The organism is Vibrio sp. SCP2 (assembly GCF_059295395.1).
The window spans coordinates 234,428-257,114 of the sequence record NZ_JCAFVV010000001.1 but is presented as its reverse complement, the minus strand read 5'-3'; the positions used below and the strand labels follow the sequence as shown (position 1 = coordinate 257,114).

19 protein-coding genes are annotated in these 22,687 nt (G+C 44.3%); 8 read left to right on the top strand and 11 right to left on the bottom strand.

The annotated features are described in order from the left end of the window. Positions 1–188: 188 nt before the first annotated feature. A complete protein-coding gene (locus AC5O63_RS01235) occupies positions 189–2,549 on the top strand; it encodes a Lon protease family protein (protein ID WP_239855473.1) in 2,361 nt (786 codons plus the stop codon). A 55-nt stretch (positions 2,550–2,604) separates the two neighbouring features. Here AC5O63_RS01235 and AC5O63_RS01230 read toward each other — a convergent pair whose 3' ends face one another. Further along, a complete protein-coding gene (locus AC5O63_RS01230; RefSeq protein WP_494503598.1) occupies positions 2,605–3,603 on the bottom strand; it encodes a 2-hydroxyacid dehydrogenase in 999 nt (332 codons plus the stop codon). Positions 3,604–3,758: 155 nt separating this feature from the next. Here AC5O63_RS01230 and AC5O63_RS01225 point away from each other — a divergent pair, with 155 nt between their 5' ends. From AC5O63_RS01225 to AC5O63_RS01215, 3 genes are all read left to right on the top strand, one after another. Then, the gene (locus AC5O63_RS01225; protein WP_494503597.1) at positions 3,759–4,235 is read left to right on the top strand and encodes a GNAT family N-acetyltransferase; all 477 of its coding nucleotides are present in this window, start codon (positions 3,759–3,761) and stop codon (positions 4,233–4,235) included. Between the two features lie 197 nt (positions 4,236–4,432). Beyond that, complete coding sequence (locus AC5O63_RS01220) at positions 4,433–6,070, top strand: methyl-accepting chemotaxis protein (protein WP_494503596.1); 1,638 nt, start codon at positions 4,433–4,435, stop codon at positions 6,068–6,070. A gap of 93 nt (positions 6,071–6,163) precedes the next feature. Further along, on the top strand, positions 6,164–6,682 hold the full coding sequence (locus AC5O63_RS01215; RefSeq protein ID WP_494503595.1) for an NUDIX hydrolase: 519 nt from the start codon (positions 6,164–6,166) through the stop codon (positions 6,680–6,682). Between the two features lie 77 nt (positions 6,683–6,759). On the opposite strand, the gene AC5O63_RS01210 is transcribed toward AC5O63_RS01215, so the two are convergent. After that, the gene (locus AC5O63_RS01210; RefSeq protein WP_494503594.1) at positions 6,760–7,722 is read right to left on the bottom strand and encodes a hypothetical protein; all 963 of its coding nucleotides are present in this window, start codon (positions 7,720–7,722) and stop codon (positions 6,760–6,762) included. A 150-nt stretch (positions 7,723–7,872) separates the two neighbouring features. Here AC5O63_RS01210 and AC5O63_RS01205 point away from each other — a divergent pair, with 150 nt between their 5' ends. Next, complete coding sequence (locus AC5O63_RS01205) at positions 7,873–8,343, top strand: Lrp/AsnC family transcriptional regulator (RefSeq protein ID WP_171320933.1); 471 nt, start codon at positions 7,873–7,875, stop codon at positions 8,341–8,343. Between the two features lie 47 nt (positions 8,344–8,390). Here AC5O63_RS01205 and tkt read toward each other — a convergent pair whose 3' ends face one another. Together tkt and tal are read right to left on the bottom strand one after the other, a co-directional pair. Next, positions 8,391–10,382: a transketolase gene (tkt, locus tag AC5O63_RS01200; RefSeq protein WP_494503593.1), complete on the bottom strand. Its 1,992-nt coding sequence runs from the start codon at positions 10,380–10,382 to the stop codon at positions 8,391–8,393. Between the two features lie 82 nt (positions 10,383–10,464). After that, on the bottom strand, positions 10,465–11,415 hold the full coding sequence (tal, locus tag AC5O63_RS01195) for a transaldolase (RefSeq protein ID WP_004747746.1): 951 nt from the start codon (positions 11,413–11,415) through the stop codon (positions 10,465–10,467). A gap of 450 nt (positions 11,416–11,865) precedes the next feature. On the opposite strand from tal, the gene AC5O63_RS01190 reads away from it, so the two are divergent. Then, positions 11,866–12,846: a sugar-binding transcriptional regulator gene (locus AC5O63_RS01190; RefSeq protein WP_004747744.1), complete on the top strand. Its 981-nt coding sequence runs from the start codon at positions 11,866–11,868 to the stop codon at positions 12,844–12,846. A 51-nt stretch (positions 12,847–12,897) separates the two neighbouring features. On the opposite strand, the gene AC5O63_RS01185 is transcribed toward AC5O63_RS01190, so the two are convergent. From AC5O63_RS01185 to moeA, 5 genes are all read right to left on the bottom strand, one after another. Further along, a complete protein-coding gene (locus AC5O63_RS01185; protein WP_494503592.1) occupies positions 12,898–13,731 on the bottom strand; it encodes a sulfurtransferase in 834 nt (277 codons plus the stop codon). Positions 13,732–13,824: 93 nt separating this feature from the next. Then, positions 13,825–15,771, bottom strand: a complete 1,947-nt coding sequence (locus AC5O63_RS01180; RefSeq protein WP_494503591.1) for a methyl-accepting chemotaxis protein — start codon at positions 15,769–15,771, stop codon at positions 13,825–13,827. A 92-nt stretch (positions 15,772–15,863) separates the two neighbouring features. Then, positions 15,864–16,178 carry a hypothetical protein gene (locus AC5O63_RS01175; protein ID WP_494503590.1) on the bottom strand — a complete coding sequence of 105 codons (315 nt, stop codon included), beginning with the start codon at positions 16,176–16,178 and terminating at the stop codon, positions 15,864–15,866. Positions 16,179–16,211: 33 nt separating this feature from the next. Continuing rightward, a complete protein-coding gene (gene moeB / locus AC5O63_RS01170; RefSeq protein ID WP_494503589.1) occupies positions 16,212–16,961 on the bottom strand; it encodes a molybdopterin-synthase adenylyltransferase MoeB in 750 nt (249 codons plus the stop codon). 9 nt (positions 16,962–16,970) lie between these two features. Next, a complete protein-coding gene (moeA, locus tag AC5O63_RS01165) occupies positions 16,971–18,206 on the bottom strand; it encodes a molybdopterin molybdotransferase MoeA (protein WP_494503588.1) in 1,236 nt (411 codons plus the stop codon). 155 nt (positions 18,207–18,361) lie between these two features. Here moeA and folE point away from each other — a divergent pair, with 155 nt between their 5' ends. Both folE and dbpA read left to right on the top strand, forming a co-directional pair. Beyond that, positions 18,362–19,015 carry a GTP cyclohydrolase I FolE gene (gene folE, locus AC5O63_RS01160; RefSeq protein ID WP_004746842.1) on the top strand — a complete coding sequence of 218 codons (654 nt, stop codon included), beginning with the start codon at positions 18,362–18,364 and terminating at the stop codon, positions 19,013–19,015. Between the two features lie 106 nt (positions 19,016–19,121). Continuing rightward, positions 19,122–20,498 carry an ATP-dependent RNA helicase DbpA gene (gene dbpA / locus AC5O63_RS01155; protein WP_494503587.1) on the top strand — a complete coding sequence of 459 codons (1,377 nt, stop codon included), beginning with the start codon at positions 19,122–19,124 and terminating at the stop codon, positions 20,496–20,498. A gap of 77 nt (positions 20,499–20,575) precedes the next feature. On the opposite strand, the gene AC5O63_RS01150 is transcribed toward dbpA, so the two are convergent. Beyond that, entirely contained in the window at positions 20,576–21,322 is a 747-nt protein-coding gene (locus AC5O63_RS01150) for a MipA/OmpV family protein (protein WP_494503586.1), read from the bottom strand. Positions 21,323–21,476: 154 nt separating this feature from the next. After that, positions 21,477–22,613, bottom strand: coding sequence for a peptide-methionine (R)-S-oxide reductase MsrB (gene msrB, locus AC5O63_RS01145; protein ID WP_494503585.1), 1,137 nt, complete (start codon positions 22,611–22,613; stop codon positions 21,477–21,479). Positions 22,614–22,687: the final 74 nt, after the last annotated feature.

Below are 22,687 nucleotides of genomic sequence, written 5' to 3'. Positions count from 1 at the left end.
CAAAATGTTATGCCTATTTAAATGCAATTTATTAACCAATGCAAATAATTATCATTTAAGCCCTGTTTAATTTTACACGAGTGATTAAAAAGTGAGCTGTTAAACGTGATTTGGCTGTAAGTCACTAAAACTTAAACAAATCTAGCCTAAACTAGCTTTATGAGAACAATAACTACAAGGATAGAGTGATGACCATTCAAAGACTTGAAGCGAATCAGCTATACCTATCAGCTGAGCTAGAAAAACTACAAAGCAAGTCGACAAAGGAGTTGGCGCCTATCGATGAGATTGTCGGACAGGAGCGTGCTCAGAAAGCCGTCGAGTTTGCTATGTCGATTAAAGAGAAGGGATACAACATCTACGCAATTGGCCAAAATGGATTAGGCAAGCGTACGATGATTTTGCGCTATTTAAATCGCCATCAACATGATGCCGCTGCACTTTTTGACTGGTGTTATGTCGCGAACTTTGAAGATATTCGAACACCAAAGGTTTTAAAGTTGCCTTGTGGGGTTGGCAGTAAGTTCAAACAAGATATTGAAAAACTCATGTCTAAGCTGGTCAATGCGATGCCGCTAGCCTTTGACAATGAGCTGTATTATAGCCGCGCAGATAAGCTGAAAAACCAATTGGCCACTAAGCAAGAAGCAGAACTTGCTGTCATCACTAAAGAAGCCAAGTCTAAAGGTATTAGCCTGACCATTACGACTCAAGGTGACTACCAGTTTGTTGCGATGAATGGCGAAGAGCTTCACACGGAAGAGTCGTTTGAAGAGCTGAGCAATAAAGAGCAAGAATACTTTGGTGACACGATCGACGAACTTGAAGTGCAACTGAGAAATATGGTTCGTCAACTTACTGAGTGGGAAGAAGCCTACACAGAGAAGATTAAAAAGCTCAACGATGAAGTGACGCTAGATGTGATCACCCATTTCATCAAACAGCTTAAGAAAGACTATTCAGGTTACCCTGCAATTAAAAGTTATCTTACTGAACTTCAGCAAGACATCGTTGATAATGCAGATATCTTCCTTGAGCAAAGTGCGGAGCAAGGCGAGGTGGCAACAGCCTCGCTCGACAAGAAATTGCCTCGTCGCTACAAGGTTAACGTTCTTGTAAGCCGTAAAAACGAAGAGTTTCCAATCGTCGTTGAAGAGAACCCAAACTATCACACATTATTTGGTTATATTGAAACCGCCACCTTTAAGGGAACGGTTTTTACTGATTTCTCCTTAATTCGCCCAGGTAGTCTGCACAAGGCGAACGGTGGTGTGCTCTTGATGGATGCGCAGAAGGTACTGGAGCAACCTTATGTATGGGATGGACTTAAACGTGCTCTGCGTGCGCGCCAGTTGAGTTTTACTTCTCTAGAGAAAGAAGTCACGCTAACAGGTACAGTATCACTTGATCCTGAAGCGATTCCTTTGGATGTGAAAATTATCCTATTCGGTGATTACCGCACCTACCAGTTGCTTCAACACTATGATCCAGAGTTTAGCGAGCTATTCCGTGTAACCGCAGATTTTGAAGATGAGATGACGCGTAATGCTGACTCTGAGCTTCAATACGCGAAGTTTATTTCTAGCGTGGTGAACGATAACGGGATGCTGCATTGTGATCGCAAGGCCATCGCAAGGATCATCGAGCACAGTTCGCGTTTAGCAGGCGATCAGAACAAAATCTCACTGCATTCGGCGAATATTGCGAATCTGTTGAGGGAATCGAACTACGTGGCAAGACAAGCGAACTCTAACATGATTCGTTCTAGCCATGTTGAGGAGGCGCTGTCTAACCAAGAGTTACGTGTTAGCCGATTAAAAGACAGCGTGATGGAGAGCTTTATTAACGGAACGACGCTTATTCACACTCATGGTGAAGCCGTTGGTCAGGTTAATGCTCTGTCGGTTCTTAGCACCAGTGAGTATATGTTTGGCGCGCCAAACCGGATTACTGCAACAACCTGTTACGGTGATGGTGAAGTGATCGATATTGAGCGCAGTGTTGACCTAGGTGGTAGTATCCACTCGAAAGGGGTAATGATCCTAACAGCGTACTTGTCCTCAGTATTTGGTAAAACGGCCAAAGTCCCGTTAAGTACCACTATTACTTTTGAACAATCATACGGTGGCGTAGATGGAGACAGCGCAAGTATGGCTGAGTTCTGTGCCGTGGTTTCGGCTTTTTCTAAACAGCCAAACCGCCAAGACATTGCTATCACAGGTTCCATGAACCAGTTTGGTGAATCACAACCGATTGGCGGTGTTAATGAGAAGATCGAAGGCTTCTTCGATGTATGTGAAATCAAAGGGCGTACGAACGAGCAAGGTGTGATTATCCCGCGTTCGAATATGCATAATTTGATGTTACGACCAGACATCGTCAAAGCGGTAGAAAAAGGTGAGTTCCATATCTGGGCAATCGACCATGTGACTGAGGCTATCGAACTCTTCACTGGAAAAGCGGCTGGCACGCCAAGTGATGAGGGGAGTTACCCGATTGATACCGTGTTCGGTATCGCGCAAGCTAAGCTTAACGCGTTAAGGAAATAAAACGACAAGAGCCCCTAACAAAGGGGCTCTTTCTTAGTGGTTGGTTAATTGAAAACTAAAGCTCTAGCACTTCGTTTCCTGAAGGTACGCCTTTAGCAAACGCGTCCACATTACCGAGCGTTGTTTCTGCAATATTGCCAAGAGCTTCATTAGTTAAGAAAGCTTGGTGACCTGTAAATAAGACATTGTGGCAAGCCGACAATCGACGAAATACATCATCAACAATCACATCGTTAGATTTATCTTGGAAGAATAACTCTTTCTCATGCTCGTAAACATCAAGGCCAAGTGCTCCGATTCGTCCGCGTTTTAGGGCTTCAACCGCTGCTGCTGAATCGAGTAAACCACCGCGACTGGTATTGACGATCATAACTCCATCTTTCATTTGCTCGAAAGCCGTTTCATCAAGTAGGTGATAGTTTTCTTCCGACATCGGGCAGTGCAGAGTAATGATGTCGCTCTGTTCAAATAGTTCTTGTTTAGAAACATATTTCGCTCCAAGTTCGATAGCGATCGGATTCTCATATGGATCGTGGCACAAAAGCTCCATTCCTAAGCCTTTTAAAATTCGCATTGTTGCAATGCCAATTTTACCTGTACCGATCACGCCTGCCGTTTTACCAAAGAAGTTAAACCCAACTAGGCCTTCTAGGTTAAAGTTCGCATCCCGGGTTCTTTGGTAGGCTTTATGAAAACGACGGTTTAGGCTCATCATTAAGCCGACTGTGTGCTCTGCGACAGATTCTGGCGAATAAGCAGGAACGCGAACTACCTGAATACCAAGTCGTTTCGCGGCTTCTAAGTCGACGCGATCAAATCCGGCACAGCGCATAGCGACCATCTTTACGCCTTGTTGCGATAACGCTTCAAGGACAGTTGCTGAAAGATCATCATTAACGAACGCGCAAACGACTTGACAGTCATGAGCCATTTTTGCGGTTTTTCGAGTTAACGGGAAATCGTGGAAGTGAAGGTTAAAACCATAAGCTTGGTTAACTTTCGAGAAAGATACTTCGTCGTAAGACTTAGAGCTAAACACAGCGACATCTATCATAAAAACCTCTCTAAGGTATTGAAGGAGAGTAACGACGCCTATTGAATACTGAATTAGAAAGAAAATAAACCATGAATTTACTGAGGCTATATCCAAGTTGCGCCAATAGTTAAATTATTGATATATATTAGATTCGACAAGGAATGGAGAAAAATATGATTAAGCTGACACCAATGACCCCCGCTTATCTTGAACAGGTGATCACTCTCAGTGTGGCGGATGAACAACTCCCGTATGTAGGCACTGTGGAGCAAGTTCTCCTCAATGCTGACGATAAAGTGCACCCTCATCTTGTTTTAGATGATGAAAAAGTCGTTGGTATCTTTCTTATCGATACCACTTATAGCCGTGTTTATGAGTTTGCTCCCGCGGGCGCTCTAGGCTTTAGAGCATTCTTGATCGATATAAACTGCCAAGGTCGTGGGTACGGAAGTGGTGCAATGTCTGGTTTAGGCAGTTACCTAGCACAACAATATCCACATTATGATGCTGTTTACTTGACCGTTAATTGCAAAAACCCAGTGGCTTATCGTTGCTATTTAAATAATGGATTTGTTGATAATGGTGATCTTTATTTAGGAGGAGCAGCAGGGCCGCAGCATATTATGTCGTTGAACCTGAGTTTAGGGTGATATTTTCATAGAGTTAAATTGAGCTAAATATCACTACCTCCTAAGTATTACTAAATTCATATAATAGTTACACAAACCATTCATTTTACTGCTACCGTTATATTTATAAAATAAATCCGACCAGTCAGTAACCATCTAATTATTATGGTTTTTGCAGTCGGGTTGATAATAAACTTGATTGGTTAGGGTATATGGATATGTTGGTAACGAAACTTAAAAACGTCTCAATTGCCGCAAGGGCATGGTCAATTCTTGGTTTATTTGCAGTTGGCTTATTTGCCAATACTCTTTTAAATATTGATAAATCGCGACAGCACATGCGTGAAAACTACGAGCGCGGAGTTGAAACGCTAGTAGAAAGTGCGGTTAGTGTGATTGATTATTATCATCAGCAGAGTGAAAGTGGAGCTTTATCAGAAGATGTCGCACAAGCTCGCGCTTTGGAAACGATTTCTGCAATGCGCTTTGATGGTGATAACTATATTTTTGTTGGTGATAATGATGGAATCCAAATTGCCTCTGGAGTTCTCTCTCTACTAGGTAAAAACATTATGAACCTCCAAGACAGCAACGGCGTTTACTTTGTGAAAGAAATGTACCAAACGGCGAAAAGTGGTGGAGGGTTTGTTGATTACCATTGGAAAAATCCAGATAAAGAATCCCTAGACCCTAAAACGAGTTACGCGGTGATGTTTGAACCGTGGGGTTGGATGGTTGGCTCTGGAATGAACATGGTTGCTTTAAAAGCGGTAACTTACCGTTCGGAAGTCACGTCCCTTAGCTATGCCGTCGGTATTTTAGTCGTGTTATCGCTGGTGGTCGGATATTTCATTAAAACGATAACGTCACCGTTAAAACGAACGTTACGCGCAATGAAAACATTGTCTCAGGGTGAAGGCGATTTAACACAGCGTTTACCAGAAGAGGGCAGTAAAGAACTGATTCACTTAGCTCGTTACTTCAACCAGTTTGTCGCCTCTATTCAATCGATTATGCTTAATATCAGTGATGCAGGGACACAAGTTTCAGCATCGGCGACTCAGTTATCCAATTCCGTGCATCATATTGATGACAGCCTGAATCAGCAGCAAAACGATGTGGATATGTTGGCGACAGCGATGACAGAAATGCTCGCCACCGTTGAAGAAGTAGCGAGTAGAACGGTTGAAGCTAATGACGCCAGTCGCCTTGCGGCAAAAGAGACGCAAAATAGCCACTCGATCATTCAAAAGAATGTTACTGAAGCGAATGAATTGGCGGAGCAAATCGGTTCGGCAGGGCAAGTAGTTCAGAAGCTCGCGACGGATGCGAGAAATGTGGATACTGTCCTTGAAGTGATTCGTGGCGTTGCTGAACAAACTAATCTGTTGGCACTCAATGCCGCAATTGAAGCGGCGAGAGCTGGAGAGCAAGGTCGCGGTTTTGCCGTGGTGGCTGATGAAGTAAGAACGCTGTCGCAGCGGACTCAAGAATCAACGCTTGAGATTCAAAACATCGTTGAAAAGCTTCAAACTGGCGCTGAAAATGTAGTCGTCGTGATGAACCAAGGCGCAGATAAAGCAAACCAAGCGTCTGAACTCTCTACGCAAGCTGGTCAAACTCTAGATAAAATTAATCAAGAGGTTCACACCATTGAGGAGATGGCGCAGCATATTGCGACTGCCGCAGAACAGCAAACGGTCACAGTGAATGATATCAATCGTAATGTCGTCAGCTTGAGTGACATGGCGAGCTCTGTATCGAGTGAGTCGGCGCAAATGGCGAGTTCGGGTAAAGAGTTAAGACATGTCTCAGAAAACCTTATGAGCATGATTAACCGCTTTAAGCTTGCATAAGGTTTAAGCAAACTGAGTTATCTCCAATCTTATTGGAATCTAAGACAGGGCTAGTGATAGAATCGCAACAAATTTTCTATCACTAGCCTATCTATGAGACATCTAAAGACCACAGTCCATCCTGATCTTGAACATTTGGACGACAAAATTATATTCAAGCGCAATGCAGCACGCGCCATCGTGGTTGATGGAGAGGATATTTTACTCTTGTACACCGAGCGCTACCATGACTATACCATTCCGGGCGGCGGCCTTGATGAAGGTGAAGATATCATTGCTGGCATGGTACGCGAGTTAGAAGAAGAGACGGGGGCTATCAATATTCATGGCATTAAGCCTTTTGGTATCTATGAAGAATTTCGCCCTTGGTACAAAGAGGATGCTGACGTTGTTCATATGATTTCGTACTGCTATACGTGCAAAGTTAACCGTGAACTTGGTGAGACTAACTACGAAGATTACGAGATTAAAAATGGCATGAAAGCTGTCTGGATGAACATTCATGATGCCATTGCTCATAATGAAAAAACTATTGCTGAAAGCCCAAAGAAAGGCATGAGTATTGAGCGTGAGACCTTTCTACTTCACCTTATCTCCAAAGAAATGCTTTAAGTCATTAAGGGTAAAAGACAAATGCCTACCAAACTACTTAGGTAGGCATTTATTTTGTTAGAGTCTAATGTCCACAATTAAGACTCGACTCTTCGATAAAAGTACTTTTCGCAAGTCGCATCACTTACATATTTGAGCGTGTGAGAAAGTATCGCTACGGTAACTAGTCCAAACAGTAACCTTCCCCAAAAGATAGAAATGAAATCAGCCCCTATCAGAAGTACAAGGATGGTGTCTTCAATCATACTGTGAACAAGATTAAGTAACATAATCGCGATAAACACATCTCGCGCGGGGATGTATCCACGTTTCGCTTCGTTAATCAAAAGGCCGCCACCAAAAGACAAGCCTAACGTAATGCCTACAATGGTCATGTTTGTCGCTTCACGACTGATTCCAAGTAACCTTAAGACTGGTCGCAACATTATCGCCATCACTCGTTCTACACCAATAAGTTTCATCAGCTTGAGGGCAAAAAGCAAAGCAGAAATGACAAGGAATATTGCAACTAGGTTTTCAACTTGAACCCATGCCCATTCTAAGTATGTTTGTTGTTCGACTTGCTCTGGTGACCAGACGACATTTGCAGTTTGACCTAATAAGTCCCAGTACTGGTAGCTATGGTGTAGTAGCCATGCTAAGAGTATTCCACCGCCTAAACGCAGCAGTAATGTCATTGTGATGCTTACGCCCGCTTTTTTGGCAATGGCAGCTTCAATGGGTAATGAGTGAGCAAGTAACATCAATGTGCCAAGCACTGACACTTGGGCGACAGTAAGCTGCACATCAGTATTCATAAATACCAATAAACCCGCATAGATGTTCGTCAGCAGCGTAGTTGCCCAAACGAGCCCCATCTCATCGGGAAGACCAACCAAGCTCATCAAAGGGCTAAGCCAATTACTCAAGATTGCGATGCCACCCATTTCTTCGATGACTTTGATGATGATAATGATCGGCACCATGATCTTGTAGAGCGTCCAAGTGACATCGAAGATTTCTTTAACGAGATCTCGAAAGAAATTTTGCAGCTTGTTCATTGTCGATTCCTTCAAAAACAACAGATAGCAAAATGTTATTCGAATGTAGAGAAATATGACGATGCTTATATAATGACTTTAACTAACTTTGTTTCTTTATTTTCTCTATAGGGAAGCAAAAATTCCTAGATATGGGGTTTTAAGAAATATATGGAAATTGACAGAATTGATCGAAAGATCCTTTCAGTGCTGCAAAAGAATAACCGCATAGCGAACGTTGAGCTTGCAGAGGAAGTTGGTTTGTCTCCACCCGCGTGTTTAAAGCGCGTTAAACGATTAAGGGCAGGAAAAGTGATTGTTGGAGATGTCTCGATCATCAACCCATCGTTAGCAGGCAACAAAATGACCTTGATTGTATCTGTGGAAATGGAACGTGATAGGGGAGATATCTACAGCGTGTTTAGGCAGTCGATTGAGAAAGCACCTGAAGTAACGCAATGCTATCAAATCACCGGAGGCTACGACTTTATGCTGATCGTATCGGTGTCGGATATACAGGCTTACGAGCGATTCATCGAGCGAGTCTTACATCAAGATCGCAATATACGTAAATTCCATACCTCGGTGTCGACTAAAACCGTTAAGTTCAGCACTCAAGTTAATGTAGAAGAGATCCAATAAAAATGCCCCGCTAAGATAGCGGGGCATTTATTATCAAGATACAGGGATTAAGCTAGCAGCTCTTTCGCTGTGTTTACTACGTTCTCAGTAGTGAAACCGAACATCTTGAATAGCTCACCTGCTGGTGCAGATTCACCGAATGTTGTCATACCGATGATCTTGCCGCCGAAGCCAACGTACTTGTACCAGAAGTCAGCGATGCCAGCTTCTACAGCGATACGAGCCGTTACGTCAGATGGAAGTACAGATTCACGGTACTCTGCGTCTTGCTTGTCGAATGCGTCAGTTGCAGGCATAGATACAACGCGAACTTTCTTACCTTCCGCTGTCAGTTCAGCCGCCGCGTTAACCGCTAGCTCAACTTCAGAACCTGTAGCGATAAGGATTAGCTCCGGCTTACCTTCACAATCTTTCAGGATGTAACCACCCTTAGCGATGTTAGCTACTTGCTCTTCGCTACGCTCTTGCTGTGCAAGGTTTTGACGAGAGAAGATTAGAGACGTTGGGCCATCTTTACGCTCGATAGCCAGTTTCCAAGCGACTGCAGATTCCACTTGGTCACATGGGCGCCATGTGCTCATGTTTGGTGTTAGACGTAGAGATGCCATTTGCTCAATCGGTTGGTGAGTAGGGCCATCTTCGCCAAGACCAATAGAGTCGTGCGTGTAAACTTGGATGTTCTGAACTTTCATCAGAGCAGCCATGCGCATTGCGTTACGCGCGTATTCCATGAACATTAGGAAAGTTGCGCCGTATGGTACGAAGCCACCGTGAAGTGCAATACCGTTCATGATCGCTGTCATACCGAATTCACGTACACCGTAGTGGATGTAGTTACCTGCAGGGTCTTCAGCAGAAACAGACTTAGAACCAGACCACATGGTTAAGTTAGAAGGTGCAAGGTCAGCAGAGCCGCCTAGGAATTCTGGTAGCATAGCCCCGAACGCTTCTAGTGCGTTTTGAGACGCTTTACGTGATGCGATGTTTGCTGGGTTAGCTTGAAGGTCAGCAATGATTGCGTTTGCTTTCTCTTCCCACTGCGTTGGCAGTTCACCGTTTACGCGGCGTTTGAATTCTGCTGCAAGCTCTGGATATGCTGCTTCATAAGCTGCAAGTTTCTCGTTCCACGCTGCTTCCTTAGCTGCGCCTGCTTCTTTCGCGTCCCACTGCGCGTAGACATCTTGCGGAATTTCAAACGGACCGTGCTCCCAACCAAGTTCTTTACGTGTAGCTGCTATTTCTTCAGCGCCTAGTGGTGCACCGTGACAGTCGTGTGAACCAGATTTGTTTGGAGAACCAAAACCGATGATTGTCTTAGTACAGATTAGAGTAGGGCGTGGGTCTGCTTTTGCTGCTTCAATTGCTGCGTTGATCGCTTCAGCGTTGTGACCGTCTACTGCTGGGATTACGTGCCAGCCGTAAGCTTCAAAACGCTTAGGAGTATCGTCAGAGAACCAACCTTCGACTTCACCATCGATAGAGATGCCGTTGTCATCCCAGAAAGCGATAAGCTTACCAAGACCTAGCGTACCTGCTAGAGAGCATGCTTCGTGAGAGATACCTTCCATCAGACAGCCGTCACCCATGAATGCATAAGTGAAGTGGTCAACGATGTCGTGGCCTTCTTTGTTGAATTGTGCTGCTAGAGTTTTCTCAGCTAGCGCCATACCTACAGCGTTAGTGATACCTTGACCTAGAGGACCTGTTGTTGTCTCGATACCTGGTGCGTAACCGTACTCTGGGTGACCTGGAGTCTTAGAGTGCAGCTGACGGAAGTTTTTCAGATCGTCGATTGATAGCTCGTAGCCTGCTAGGTGAAGCAGAGAGTAAATCAGCATAGAGCCGTGGCCGTTTGAAAGAACGAAACGGTCGCGGTCAGCCCACTCTGGGTTTGAAGGGTTGTGGTTTAGGTGATCACGCCAAAGCACTTCAGCGATGTCAGCCATACCCATAGGTGCGCCTGGGTGGCCAGAGTTTGCTTGTTGTACACCGTCCATGCTTAGAGCACGAATTGCGTTTGCTAGATTTTTACGATCCATAATAAATACCGATAAATAGATTGTTTCTTAGAAAGTATATAAAGAGGGGAACGCAAACGTTCCCCTCTAGAAATTCTGTTGATTAAAGCTTAGCTTCAATCATTGCTTCAAGTTTGCCTTGGTCAACTGCGAAGTTGCGGATACCTTCTGCAAGCTTCTCAACTGCCATAGGGTCTTGGTTGTGGTCCCATAGGAACTCTGCGTGAGTCATCGCAGCAGGGCGCTCTTTAGCACCTTTAGAGTCAACTAGCTTCTCTACCACTTCACCTTCAGCCGCTTCTAGTTCAGCAAGAAGTGCAGGAGCGATAGTTAGACGGTCACAACCAGCAAGCTCTAGGATCTCACCGATGTTACGGAAGCTTGCGCCCATTACTACTGTGTTGTAGCCGTACTCTTTGTAGTAGTTGTAGATGCTAGTTACAGATAGTACGCCTGGATCTTCTTGAGCTTCGAAGTCACGACCTTCTTTTGCTTTGTACCAGTCCATGATACGGCCAACGAATGGTGAGATTAGGAATACGCCAGCTTCAGCACAAGCACGAGCCTGAGCGAAAGAGAATAGTAGAGTAAGGTTACAGTTGATGCCTTCTTTCTCTAGGATTTCAGCAGCACGGATACCTTCCCAAGTAGACGCTAGCTTAATAAGGATACGGTCGTTAGTGATGCCCGCATCATTGTACATTTTAACTAGTTGGCGTGCTTTCGCTACGCTGCCTTCCATATCGTAAGATAGACGAGCATCTACCTCAGTCGAGATACGGCCAGGGATAGTTTTAAGGATTTCTTTACCGATGTTTACCGCTAGCATGTCACAAGTGTCTTGTACTTGTTGTGCTTTATCAGAGCTTTGCGCTTTAGCGTATTCGATAGAAGCGTCGATTAGAGGTGCATACTCTTCGATTTGAGCTGCTTTAAGAATCAGAGAAGGGTTAGTTGTAGCGTCTTCAGGCTGGTATTTTTTGATTGCATCAATTTCACCAGTGTCAGCGACTACAGTCGTTAGTTTACGAAGTTGCTCTAATTTGTTGCTCATTTCGATCATCCTATTTCATTGGGCTTCCACATCACTAAAGGATATGGGTGTGCAATTGCAAGCGAGTTAAGTAATAGTCGAATTTCCCACAGGGGACAACTTAGCTTACTTAACTTAAATAATTTCAACGTATGAACAATTGTTGTGAACATTTGCTCGAACGCTGAGTAAATGATGGGTTCATAATTATCTCATACAGCTAGAAAGTCAATTGTTGAATGAGCTTTTAAGTGATGTTCATCAAGTATTTTTTGTGTTCCCTACGCTTAGTAAGGAAACTAAACGTTTGCCAAGGCGGCGTAAGGGCTAAGGATAAACTTGTCAGGTGAAAATATAGGCTGAGAAAATGTAATTCTTATGAGCAAATGTTGCCAAAAAAGGTTGTTGTGACATATGCTACGGCTGTGAGCACATGTTAGGTGCAATTGGTTAGCTGTGGAAGATACCCTAATGAGCAAATCTCAAAGTGACATTTCAGATGATAACGCAGATCTATTGACGGAAATCTCTGTCGCCTACTATCAGGATGGTGCGACTCAGGAAGAAATCTCTAAGAAGTTTTCTGTCTCGCGTGCCAAGGTAGGCCGAATGTTAAAGCAGGCCCGTGATGAGGGTATTGTTGAAATTACGGTTAAATACCACCCTGTGTTTAGTGCCAAAATAGAGCAGCGCCTGATTGAGCGCTTTGGTGTTAGGCGTGCGCTTATCGCGCTAGATCAGCCGGTAGAAGAGCAACAACGCCAACAGGTAGCAGGACTGGTTTCAAAATATATGGCTAGTTCCATTCAAAATGGATCGGTAGTCACCGTTGGGCAAGGTCGTAATGTCTCCGCAGTAGCTCATCACGTTGGTGTCATTCCACAGCGTGATGTTAAGTTTGTCTGCGGCATCGGTGGTATCCACCCTCGCGGAGGGATGTTCAATGCTGATCATATTTGCCGTCAGTTTGCGAAGAGTTACGGTGGAACCTCAGAGACATTATACGCACCAGCCTATGCAGAAAACAGAGAGCAAAAGCTGGCCTTTATGCAAAACGCAACCGTTAAGCAAACCTTGGATCTTGCGCGTAAAGCTGATGTTGCTTTAGTCGGTATCGGTGACATGAGCGAGAACAGTTATATGGTTGACCTTGGCTGGTTTACGGCAGATGAAGTGGTTCAGTCGCGAATGCAGCAAGGGGTAGTGGGTGACTTTGCTGGTTACGACTTCTTCGATATCCATGGCGACTCAGCGACGACCGTAATGAGTGACCGAGTTATCGGCTTAAGTATCGACGAGTTTCGTCCGATTTCAGAGGTTATAGCCATCGCTGCAGAAAACAGCAAACCACTGGCATTGTTGGGCGCACTCAGAACCGGTGTGATTGACGTAATCGCGACAAGCGTAAGCAACGCACTGACAGTACTTAACCTAGACGAGCAGATGAAGTAAGCGATGCTGCAGACAAGGCAGTTAGATAACTGCCTTATGAACCAGTAAATGTTACGCTGTCACTATGGGCAGTGACTCGTTGCCGCCCCATTCCGTCCATGAACCGTCATACACTGCTAGGTTTTGATAACCGCACAGATGAGCGGCCAATAGAACGATACACGCTGTCACCCCAGAGCCACAACTAAATAGCGTTTGGCTGGCTTGCTGCGACAGTGAGCTTGTTAGGATTGATTGCAACGCTTCCACGGGCTTAAGCTTGTGCCCATCCATGAGTTCTGCAAATGGCTGACAGACAGAGTTGGGAATATGACCGCTTCGAATGCCCGCTCTTGGCTCAGCGACTTCGCTATTAAAACGGGCGCGTGAGCGCGCATCGACCGTTAGGCTGTAGCTATTGTCAATTTGCTTTAGTACGTAGTTGGCATCAACAAAGTAGTGTGGATCAAGCTGACCGGAGAAATCTCCAGTGGACTCAATTTTGCGATACGTTTTTGTGGTTGCAAGACTTTGAGATTTCCACTCTGTTAAACCGCCGTCAAGGATATAGACTTGCTGATGACCCATTGCGCGGAACATCCACCATGCTCTTGGTGAAGCGAAGGTGCCACTGTTGTCGTAAATAACAATGATGGAGTTGTTGTTAATCCCCAGATCTTGCGCCAAACTATTAAACCGCTTTTCACTTGGCATCATATGAGGTAAGGAAGCGTTTGGATCGCAAAACTCGTGGTCGTAATCGAATCTTAGGCTGTTTGGAATTAGGTTCGTTTTGTCTTTTTCTACTTCGCCTGGAATCTGAAAATCAATGCTGGCATCTAAAATAACTAGATTGTCGTCGTCCATTAACTTATTGAGATCAGTAGGGGTGATCAGCGGTGACATTGGCTATCCTTATGTTTTTGAAAGATATAAGGATTAAGCTACACGACCACTCGATGACAAGCAACCGTGTAGACCTTGAAACTGAGTTGTACGCTAAGCGATTTTAAATCGCTTCATCTGCAAATCGAGATACTGTGCAACTTCTGCAAGCTCTTGGGCTGAGTCAGCGACATGCTTGACCGTCTCGCTGTTTTCCCGCGTGATATTGTAGGTTTCGGTAATATTCTCGCTAACCGTCGTCGTCACCATACACTGTTCTTCCACAGCGGCAGCGATTTGCGTGTTAGTGTCACCGAGTTCATCAATAGTGCTGTGTATTGCGGAAATATTCTCTGATGCTGATTTAGCCTGTACCGCTGCCTTGGTTACGGTATCGTGACTTGAATCAATGGATTGCCTTGCAGAGTCAGCGCCAGATTGCAGTGAATGAATCATAGAATCTATCTGACCTGTTGCTTCTTGAGTCCTTTTCGCCAACGAACGTACTTCATCGGCGACCACCGCGAAGCCTCGACCTTGATCACCTGCGCGCGCTGCCTCGATTGCTGCATTGAGGGCAAGTAGATTGGTTTGCTCTGCTACGCCTTGTATCACTTCCAAAATACTACCGATATTCATCGATTCATCGTACAGTTCGCCTACTTGAGTTGACCCAATTTTCATCGCTTTCTCGGCGTTTTCTATTGCTTCTAGTGTGCTCTCGACTTCATTGAGGCTGTTGTTAACGTTGGTTGTCGCTGATTGAGTAAATGAGGCAGCGTCTGAGGCACTTTGTGAAATTTCAGTAGTGCTAGTTGAAAGTTGCTGAACAGAAGACGAAATCTGTTCCATTTCATGGCTAAGCTGGTTAGATGATTGATTGGTGGTGTGGGTTATAGCCGAAAGCTCTTCTGACATCTGACCGACTTTAATACAAGAGTCGTTTACCTTTCCGACAATATCACGCAACGAAAGAATCGTGGTGCGCATGTTTTTGAGAAGCTCTGCAATTTCGTCTTTGCCTTTAACTTCGACATCATTAGAAAGATCACCTTCTGCGAGCTGAGAAGAGATTTGTTTGACTTTATCTATCCCAATACGGATTGAGCGGGTAATAGCAAGAGCAGTGACTATCCCGACAATGAACGCAAGGATCGCCAGCGAGATGATAATTTCTATAGTGTCATTTTTTGCTTCCAACAGGTCGTTAGAAAGCACGTGTTGCTCTTCGACAGATTCTAATTTAATCAGCTCTAGTTCTTTAGAGATATCAAGCCCAAGCGCCAACATTTCTTTTTCGGCAATATGTTGTGTTTCTCTAAGTTTAACAACCTCTTCAAACCCCGTAGCGTAGGCAATACGTTGTTCAAGGAATTCATTTAGCAATTCAGTATCTCTACTACTGGTGATGTAGTTGCGGAACTTATCTTCAAGTGCGGGCAACTCGGAACCAAAATAGTTTCTCACTTCAGCAGCAACTTCTGCTTTCTCATTGTGCAGATAGTTCAATACTGCGATATTGGCGAGCAAGAACTTCTCCATAATCAAAGATGAATAGTATTCAATATCTGCATTAGACGTATCGTGTGCAGCTTCAATCATCTGCTCTAGATCGTAAATGGCCTTTTTCTCCAACTCGACCATTTCAACATAAACTTTATGTTCTACTGCCTCAGTTGATTGCTTAACGATTTGAAATGATTCGTCAAATAAATTGACCTCTTTGAACACGGTTTCTAAATGTTTTTTACGTAGAGGGTCTGTGGTGGCTTTTAAGTCATCAGAGACCATTTTGCGCAATTTAGCGAGGCGATTTTCGTAAATAGAGAGCTGCTGTTGAGACAGTGTATTGGCGTACTGGAGCGCACTTAGACGGACTTTGAGAAAGTTAGCTTGGATTTCCCCAGCTAAAGCAGTTTCGGTCGAGAGTTCGCCATAATGTTCAAAGTTATGTGCAGCCGTAACCATACCCTTATAGCTATAGAGAATCGCCACGAGGAAAAACAAAAGACAGACGGCAAAACCAAGGCGTATTTTATTGGCAATAGTAAGATTAAACATAAGCGTCCCTGCCCGTATAGTGTGCTTAATGACCCACTGGTATCTATGTAAGCTTATACGCTATTTACTATTTATCTAATATGTGTGCCACTTTACTCATATCTAGGTAGGCAAGATGAAAAGCGATAGCTACTAGTCTTGCCAAATGTGTTCTCCTCTATGAGCAAGGTAATACCTGAACCTTCAGGGCATACAGAAGAGGTTGGGGCGGTAACGAGAACGGTGTTGCCTGTGTCTAACTGAACACTTAGATAGCGACGTTGACCATCTAAAGATTGAGTGATTGTCTGAGATACGACAACACCATGAATGGATTTATTTTGAGTTGGTGGCAGAAGGAAGAGGAGTAAAGCAAGAACGAGTGATAGGGCTATTAAAGCAGCAAGGAAAATTTTGGGATTATTCATCAACAAGTCATTGTTCCTTACTGCTTAGAAAAGTTAACCACAAACGGGGCAGTTTGGCATTTTCATTAAGTTCATTTCACGCCAAGACATGCTCATTGCATCAAGCATAAGGAGCTTACCTTGTTTTGGCGTTCCATACTTGGCAATCACCTTGATCGCTTCCATAGCTTGCACCGCGCCAATGATACCAACGACAGGAGACATAACCCCGGCCTCAACACAACTTAGGGCTGCGTTACCAAACAGAGCACTTAAACATTGATAGCATGGCTGGCTGTCTTCTTGGTAGGTAAAGACACTGACTTGACCTTCCATTCGGATAGCAGCACCAGATACCAAAGGTCTTTTTAGAGCATAGCAAAGCTTGTTAAGTTGATTTCTGGTTTCAACATTATCTGAGGCATCGAGCACTAAGCTGTGATTTGCTATCAGTGCGGAAAGCTCTTTATCAGTTAGCCTTTTATCGATCGTTTCAACTTGAAGGTGTGGGTTCAGCTGTTTGAGCGAATTAGACGCAGATAAAACCTTCTTAGTCCCAACATCAGCATCATGATGCAATACTTGTCGTTGAAGGTTAGATAGCTCAACTACATCATCATCGATCAGGGTGAGTTTTCCGATGCCTGCTGTTGCCAAGTACTGACTAGAGGCGCAGCCCAAGCCGCCAGCTCCCAATATCAACACTGAGGCTTGTTTCAATGCTTCTTGACCGTCAAAGTCAAACTGCTTAAGAATGATTTGACGGTTGTATCGCAGCATTTCTTGATCAGATAAGATCTCCAAACGTCACCTCTAGTATAGGGTCGGGTTGAATAGCTGAATGCTGACTGTCTCACCGACTTCAACACGGCCACGTTCTCGTTCAAGAACGACAAAACAGTTGGCTAAGCTCATGGAACGGAATGCGCCTGAACTTTGGTTGCCTGTGGTTTCGACAACAAATTTGCCATCTTCGATTGAGTAGATGCCACGTTGATAGTCTGTACGACCTGGTGCTTTTTTAAATGCGCTGCGTGTCGTCGCCGGAATAGATTCAGGCGCTGCCCACTCAGTATGCCCAGCTAATTTAGCCAGTAGTGGCTGTACTAGCACATACATGGTTAATACGGCTGATACTGGGTTACCAGGCAAACCGCAGAACCAAGAAGTAGAAAGTTTACCAAAGGCGAAAGGTTTACCCGGTTTAATCGCCAGTTTCCAAAAACCGATTTGCCCAAGTTCTTCAAGAATGTCTTTCGTGTAATCGGCTTCACCGACGCTGACACCGCCCGAAGTCACCACCACATCCGCGAGAGTTTGAGCTTTTTCAAACGTCGCTTTGAGGGTTTCTGGACAATCAGGAATAATCCCAAGATCAATAGCTTCACAACCAAAGTTTTCAATCAGTGGCTTAATACCGTAACGGTTACTGTCGTAGATCTGACCTTCAGCTAATGGTTCACCCAGTGGTTTCAGCTCATCACCCGTGGAGAAAAAGGCAACGCGCGGTTTACGCACAACGGTCACATGGCTGATGCCCAAAGTGGCAATCATAGGAATATCACGAGAGGTGAGACGAGCGCCTTTGTTAAGCACAACATCACCTTGCTTGATATCGTCACCCATAGGTCGGATGTTGTTTTGCGGTTTTACGTCGCTTTGATTGAACTGGATTCCTTGCTCGAGTACTTCAGTATTTTCTTGCATAATTACTGCATCACAACCGTCTGGAATCTTTGCTCCGGTCATAATGCGAATACATGTTCCTTGCGGCCATTCACCATCAAACGGTTGACCTGCAAAAGACTTTCCAGCCAGTGGCATAATATTGTTTTGTGCTAGATCCGCTAGGCGAAGCGCGTAGCCATCCATTGCTGAATTATCAAAAGGAGGGACAAAAATAGGAGAAAGAATGTCTTCTGCTAAGACAAAACCAATAGCTTCAGCAAGTGGGAGTTGCAAGGTCGTTTGGATAGGTTTGATTGGCGACAGCATTTTATCCATCGCTTCTTCGATTGGCATCAAGCCAGGTGCGTCACAGCATCCCATAAATAATCCTACTCTTTATTATTGTAAGGTAATCAGATCACTCTACCACAGAAAGCCTTGTGCAATAATGACCTCCGATAAAATATGGGTGTAATTATTCAAAAATCCGAGTATCCTTGTCAGCCATCCTAAAGGGGTAAATGAGAGGAAGTGGTATGTCAGGTCTTAGCGAATCCGCAAAGTTGGTAAAAGATGCGCTAGAACGTCGAGGATTAGAGACGCCAATGGCTCCTAATCAGTTCAATCGAGAAGAGAAAAAAGAGAAAATTCAGCACCATATGCGTGAAATTCTCTCTCTGCTAGAGCTTGACCTTACCGATGACAGTCTTGAAGAAACACCGCATCGTATCGCGAAGATGTATGTAGATGAAATCTTCTCTGGTTTAGACTATTCAAACTTCCCGAAAATCACGGTGATCGAAAACAAAATGGACGTGAGCGAAATGGTTCGCGTTAAAGATATTACCGTGACAAGTACCTGTGAGCATCACCTTGTAACGATTGATGGGCGAGCGGCGGTCGCTTACATTCCTCGTGGTAAGATCATCGGTCTTTCGAAAATTAATCGCATTGTTCGCTTTTTTGCTCAGCGCCCACAAGTTCAAGAGCGCATGACGCAGCAGATTTTGGTTGCCCTACAAACGCTTCTAGAATCAGATGATGTGGCGGTAACAATCGATGCAACGCATTACTGCGTTAAGTCGCGTGGCGTTATGGATGCGACCAGCGAAACAACCACGACCGCTTTAGGCGGAATTTTTAAATCTAATCCGGCGACAAGACACGAGTTTCTTCACGGGATTCGATAGGGCAGCGATTAGATTATCGGCTTATTCAAAACCGCTTCTATTGAGGCGGTTTTTACTTTTTAGATCGAGAGTAAGACACTTTCGATAAACCACTAAGGTTAATATTGTGACAACTTCATTTAAGACGCTTGGTCTTCGTAGCGAACTGCTAGAAACACTCGACAGCTTAGGCTACACCCAAATGACGCCTATTCAGCAGCAGGCTTTACCAATGGTATTGGCAGGCAAAGATGTGATTGGTCAGGGAAAAACAGGTTCAGGTAAGACAGCGACGTTTTCATTGGGCTTATTGAGCAACCTAAACGTGCAACGATTCCGGGTTCAGACCTTGGTTCTTTGTCCAACTCGTGAGCTTGCCGACCAAGTGGCGAAAGAGATTCGTACCTTAGCGCGTGGCATTCACAACATTAAGGTTCTGACCCTATGTGGCGGTATGCCAATGGGGCCTCAGATTGGCTCGCTGGAGCATGGCGCACATATTTTGGTGGGCACGCCAGGTCGTATTCTAGACCATATGTCAAAAGGGCGTATTAGTCTTGATGAACTCAATACGCTCGTGCTTGATGAAGCTGACCGAATGCTTGAGATGGGTTTTGAAGAAGCGATTGATACCATCATTGAAGTGGCACCAACTAAGCGCCAAACACTGCTATTTAGTGCGACGTTCCCTGACAATATTGAATCACTTTCTGCCAAGGTGATGGTTAACCCAGAAATGGTGAAAGTAGAATCGACTCATCAAAAGAGTACCATCGAGCAGCGATTCTACAAGCTAGACACAACTGAAGTACGCGATGATGCGCTGGAAACATTGCTGCTGACTCATAAGCCTGAATCTTCAGTAGTGTTCTGTAACACTAAGAAAGAAGTTCAGAACGTGACTGATGAGTTAAGCCATCGAGGCTTTAGCGTGGTTGAGTTGCATGGTGATATGGAGCAACGTGAACGCGAACAAGCGTTAACCATGTTTGCCAACAAAAGTATTTCAATTCTGGTCGCGACGGACGTTGCGGCGCGTGGCTTGGACGTTGACAACCTTGATGCCGTATTTAACTTTGAGCTATCTCGCGATCCAGAGGTGCATGTTCACCGTATTGGCCGTACAGGTCGCGCAGGTTCAAAAGGGGTGGCGTTTAGTTTCTATAGTGAGAAAGAAGAGTATCGTGTGGCTCGTATCGATGAGTACATGGATATTGTGATTACGCCTTCACAACTGCCTGAAAAGCCAGTTGAGCGTCCTTTTTATCCTAAGATGCAAACCATACAAATCCTGGGTGGCAAAAAGCAGAAAGTACGCGCAGGGGACATCTTGGGAGCTCTAACAAAGCAAGCGGGGCTGGATGGTAAGAAGTTTGGTAAGATCAACATTTTACCAATGGTCTCTTATGTCGCCGTTGAACATGACATTGTTAAAGCTGCCCTTAAACAGCTTCAGACCGGTAAAATGAAAGGTCGTAACTTCAAAGCCCGAGTTATGAAATAAAAGCCGCAATAGTTAAAACCCCAGTAGGCGAAGAGCCACTGGGTTTTTATTTTTTCTTCATTAAGATTTGTTAGCCGTTAATCAGTAAACTTATAGACGACGCCAAGACTTGCTACCCAACCTAAGTCGCGCTGCACGAGCGGGCTATTTGAGTCGTGATGTTGTAGCTCTAGTTTAGCCAAGCCAAGCCAATCTGGTGTAAGGGTATAGATACCAATCAAGCCCGCTTGATAAACCCAAGATTGCTTCGCTTCAAATGCACTGAATCGAGACTGACTCGCTTCAATAGCGCTAACATTGTAAAGGTGCTGTGAGAGTTTCTTGTCACGGTAGTCAACTTCAATGTATGGGGTTAACGTTAAGTTATCAAAGGGCAAATCTAGCGTTCTACCTAGATGAAGTTGAACTTCATAACCTTTGTGTTCACTTGTGACATCGTGAAGAAAGGTTAATCGTGCACCTACCGTACCAATGGTTACACCAAGCTCACCATTGCCATCACGATCTTGAACTCCACTTGGAAGCTCATCAAAATCGTTGGATACTTCTGAAAATCGCCATTGACCTGAAATACCAAGATACGGCAACACGGAAACGTTAACTAAGCTGCCATCAACAAAGCCATATTTGCCGTTATAAAACAGGTTCGGCTCTGCAGAGGCTTGTCCCTTATCACCGTCAGTAAATACAGATTGGCCGAAAGTGCCGCTCGCTCCGACAAAACCAAAATCATAGTACTGCTCGTTAGCGTTTGCATGAGCACTGGTAACGCCTAAGGTAGCCGCGAGTACTCCTAATGTAACTGCTTTGATATTTAAACTCATTGTGATTCTCCTTGTCTTCACAAATAGGAGAAAGGGTATCGAGCAAATAAATTGCATAAAAACAGAAAAAATAATCAATAACTTTGATGTAAGACTAGATAAGAAAAGAGCCAATCCGGATGGGAATTGGCTCCTTGGTCGACGTTTGGATGGATTAACTGTCGAATAAGTATAGGTACTCTGCGTAGCCTTCTTTTTCTAACTCAGAAACAGGGATAAACTTCATCGCTGCAGAGTTCATACAGTAGCGCAGGCCTGTTGGTGCAGGGCCGTCTTTAAATACATGACCCAAGTGTGAATCAGCAAAGCGGCTTCTTACTTCAGTTCTCGGATAAAGCAGGTGATAGTCTGTTTTAGTGACAATGTAACCATCATTAATCGGCTTGGTAAAACTCGGCCAACCCGTACCTGACTTATATTTATCTGTCGACGAGAATAGTGGTTCTCCAGAAACGATATCGACGTAAATACCCGCTTCTTTGTTATCCCAATATTCATTGTTGAAGGCACGCTCTGTCCCTTCCTTTTGAGTGACATAGTACTGTAAGTCCGTCAGCTTCGCCTTGATCTGCTTATCTGAAGGCTTATTGTAAGCTTTGATGTTGGCGACAGCATTTTTCTCATCAATCAATTGACGTAATGTCACTGGATTTTCTTCGCGATCATCACCAAAGATTTCATCAAGATACTGGTCACGACCCGAAGCATATCGATAGTAGTTGTAACGAACTTTATTACGCTTGTAATAGTCTTGGTGGTAGTTCTCTGCCGGCCAGAACTTTTCGAATTTAATCAGTTCTGTTTTTAATGGTTTCTTGAAGATACCTAATGCATCGATCTCTGCCATAAACTGCTCAGCGATCATTTTTTGTTCATCGTTATGATAAAAGATCGCAGGTCGATAGTGACGCCCGCGGTCGACAAATGAACCTTTATTGTCCGTAGGATCGATATGGCGGAAGAACTGGTCGAGAATCTGTTCATAGCTAACCGCTTTTGGATCATATTTTACTTCTATGACTTCAATATGGCCGGATTTTCCTGACGATACTTGCTTATAGGTTGGGTTTTGTAAATCGCCACCTGAATACCCAGAAACAACGTCCAATACGCCATTAAACTTTTCTAGGTCTGACTCTGTACACCAAAAACAGCCTCCTGCGAGTGTGGCAACTTCGTATCCTTTTGAAGTTGTGTTTTTTTGCATGTCACTTTCTGCGGTACCTACAAAAGAGGCAAGGGCAGCTACGGCTGCGAGAGCGGATAGGACAAACTTAAACTTCACTTTCATATCAACCTCATCGATTGTTTTCGTTATCGATTAATAAGAACGGGTTAAGCAGTAAAAAATTACCAAATAGATAC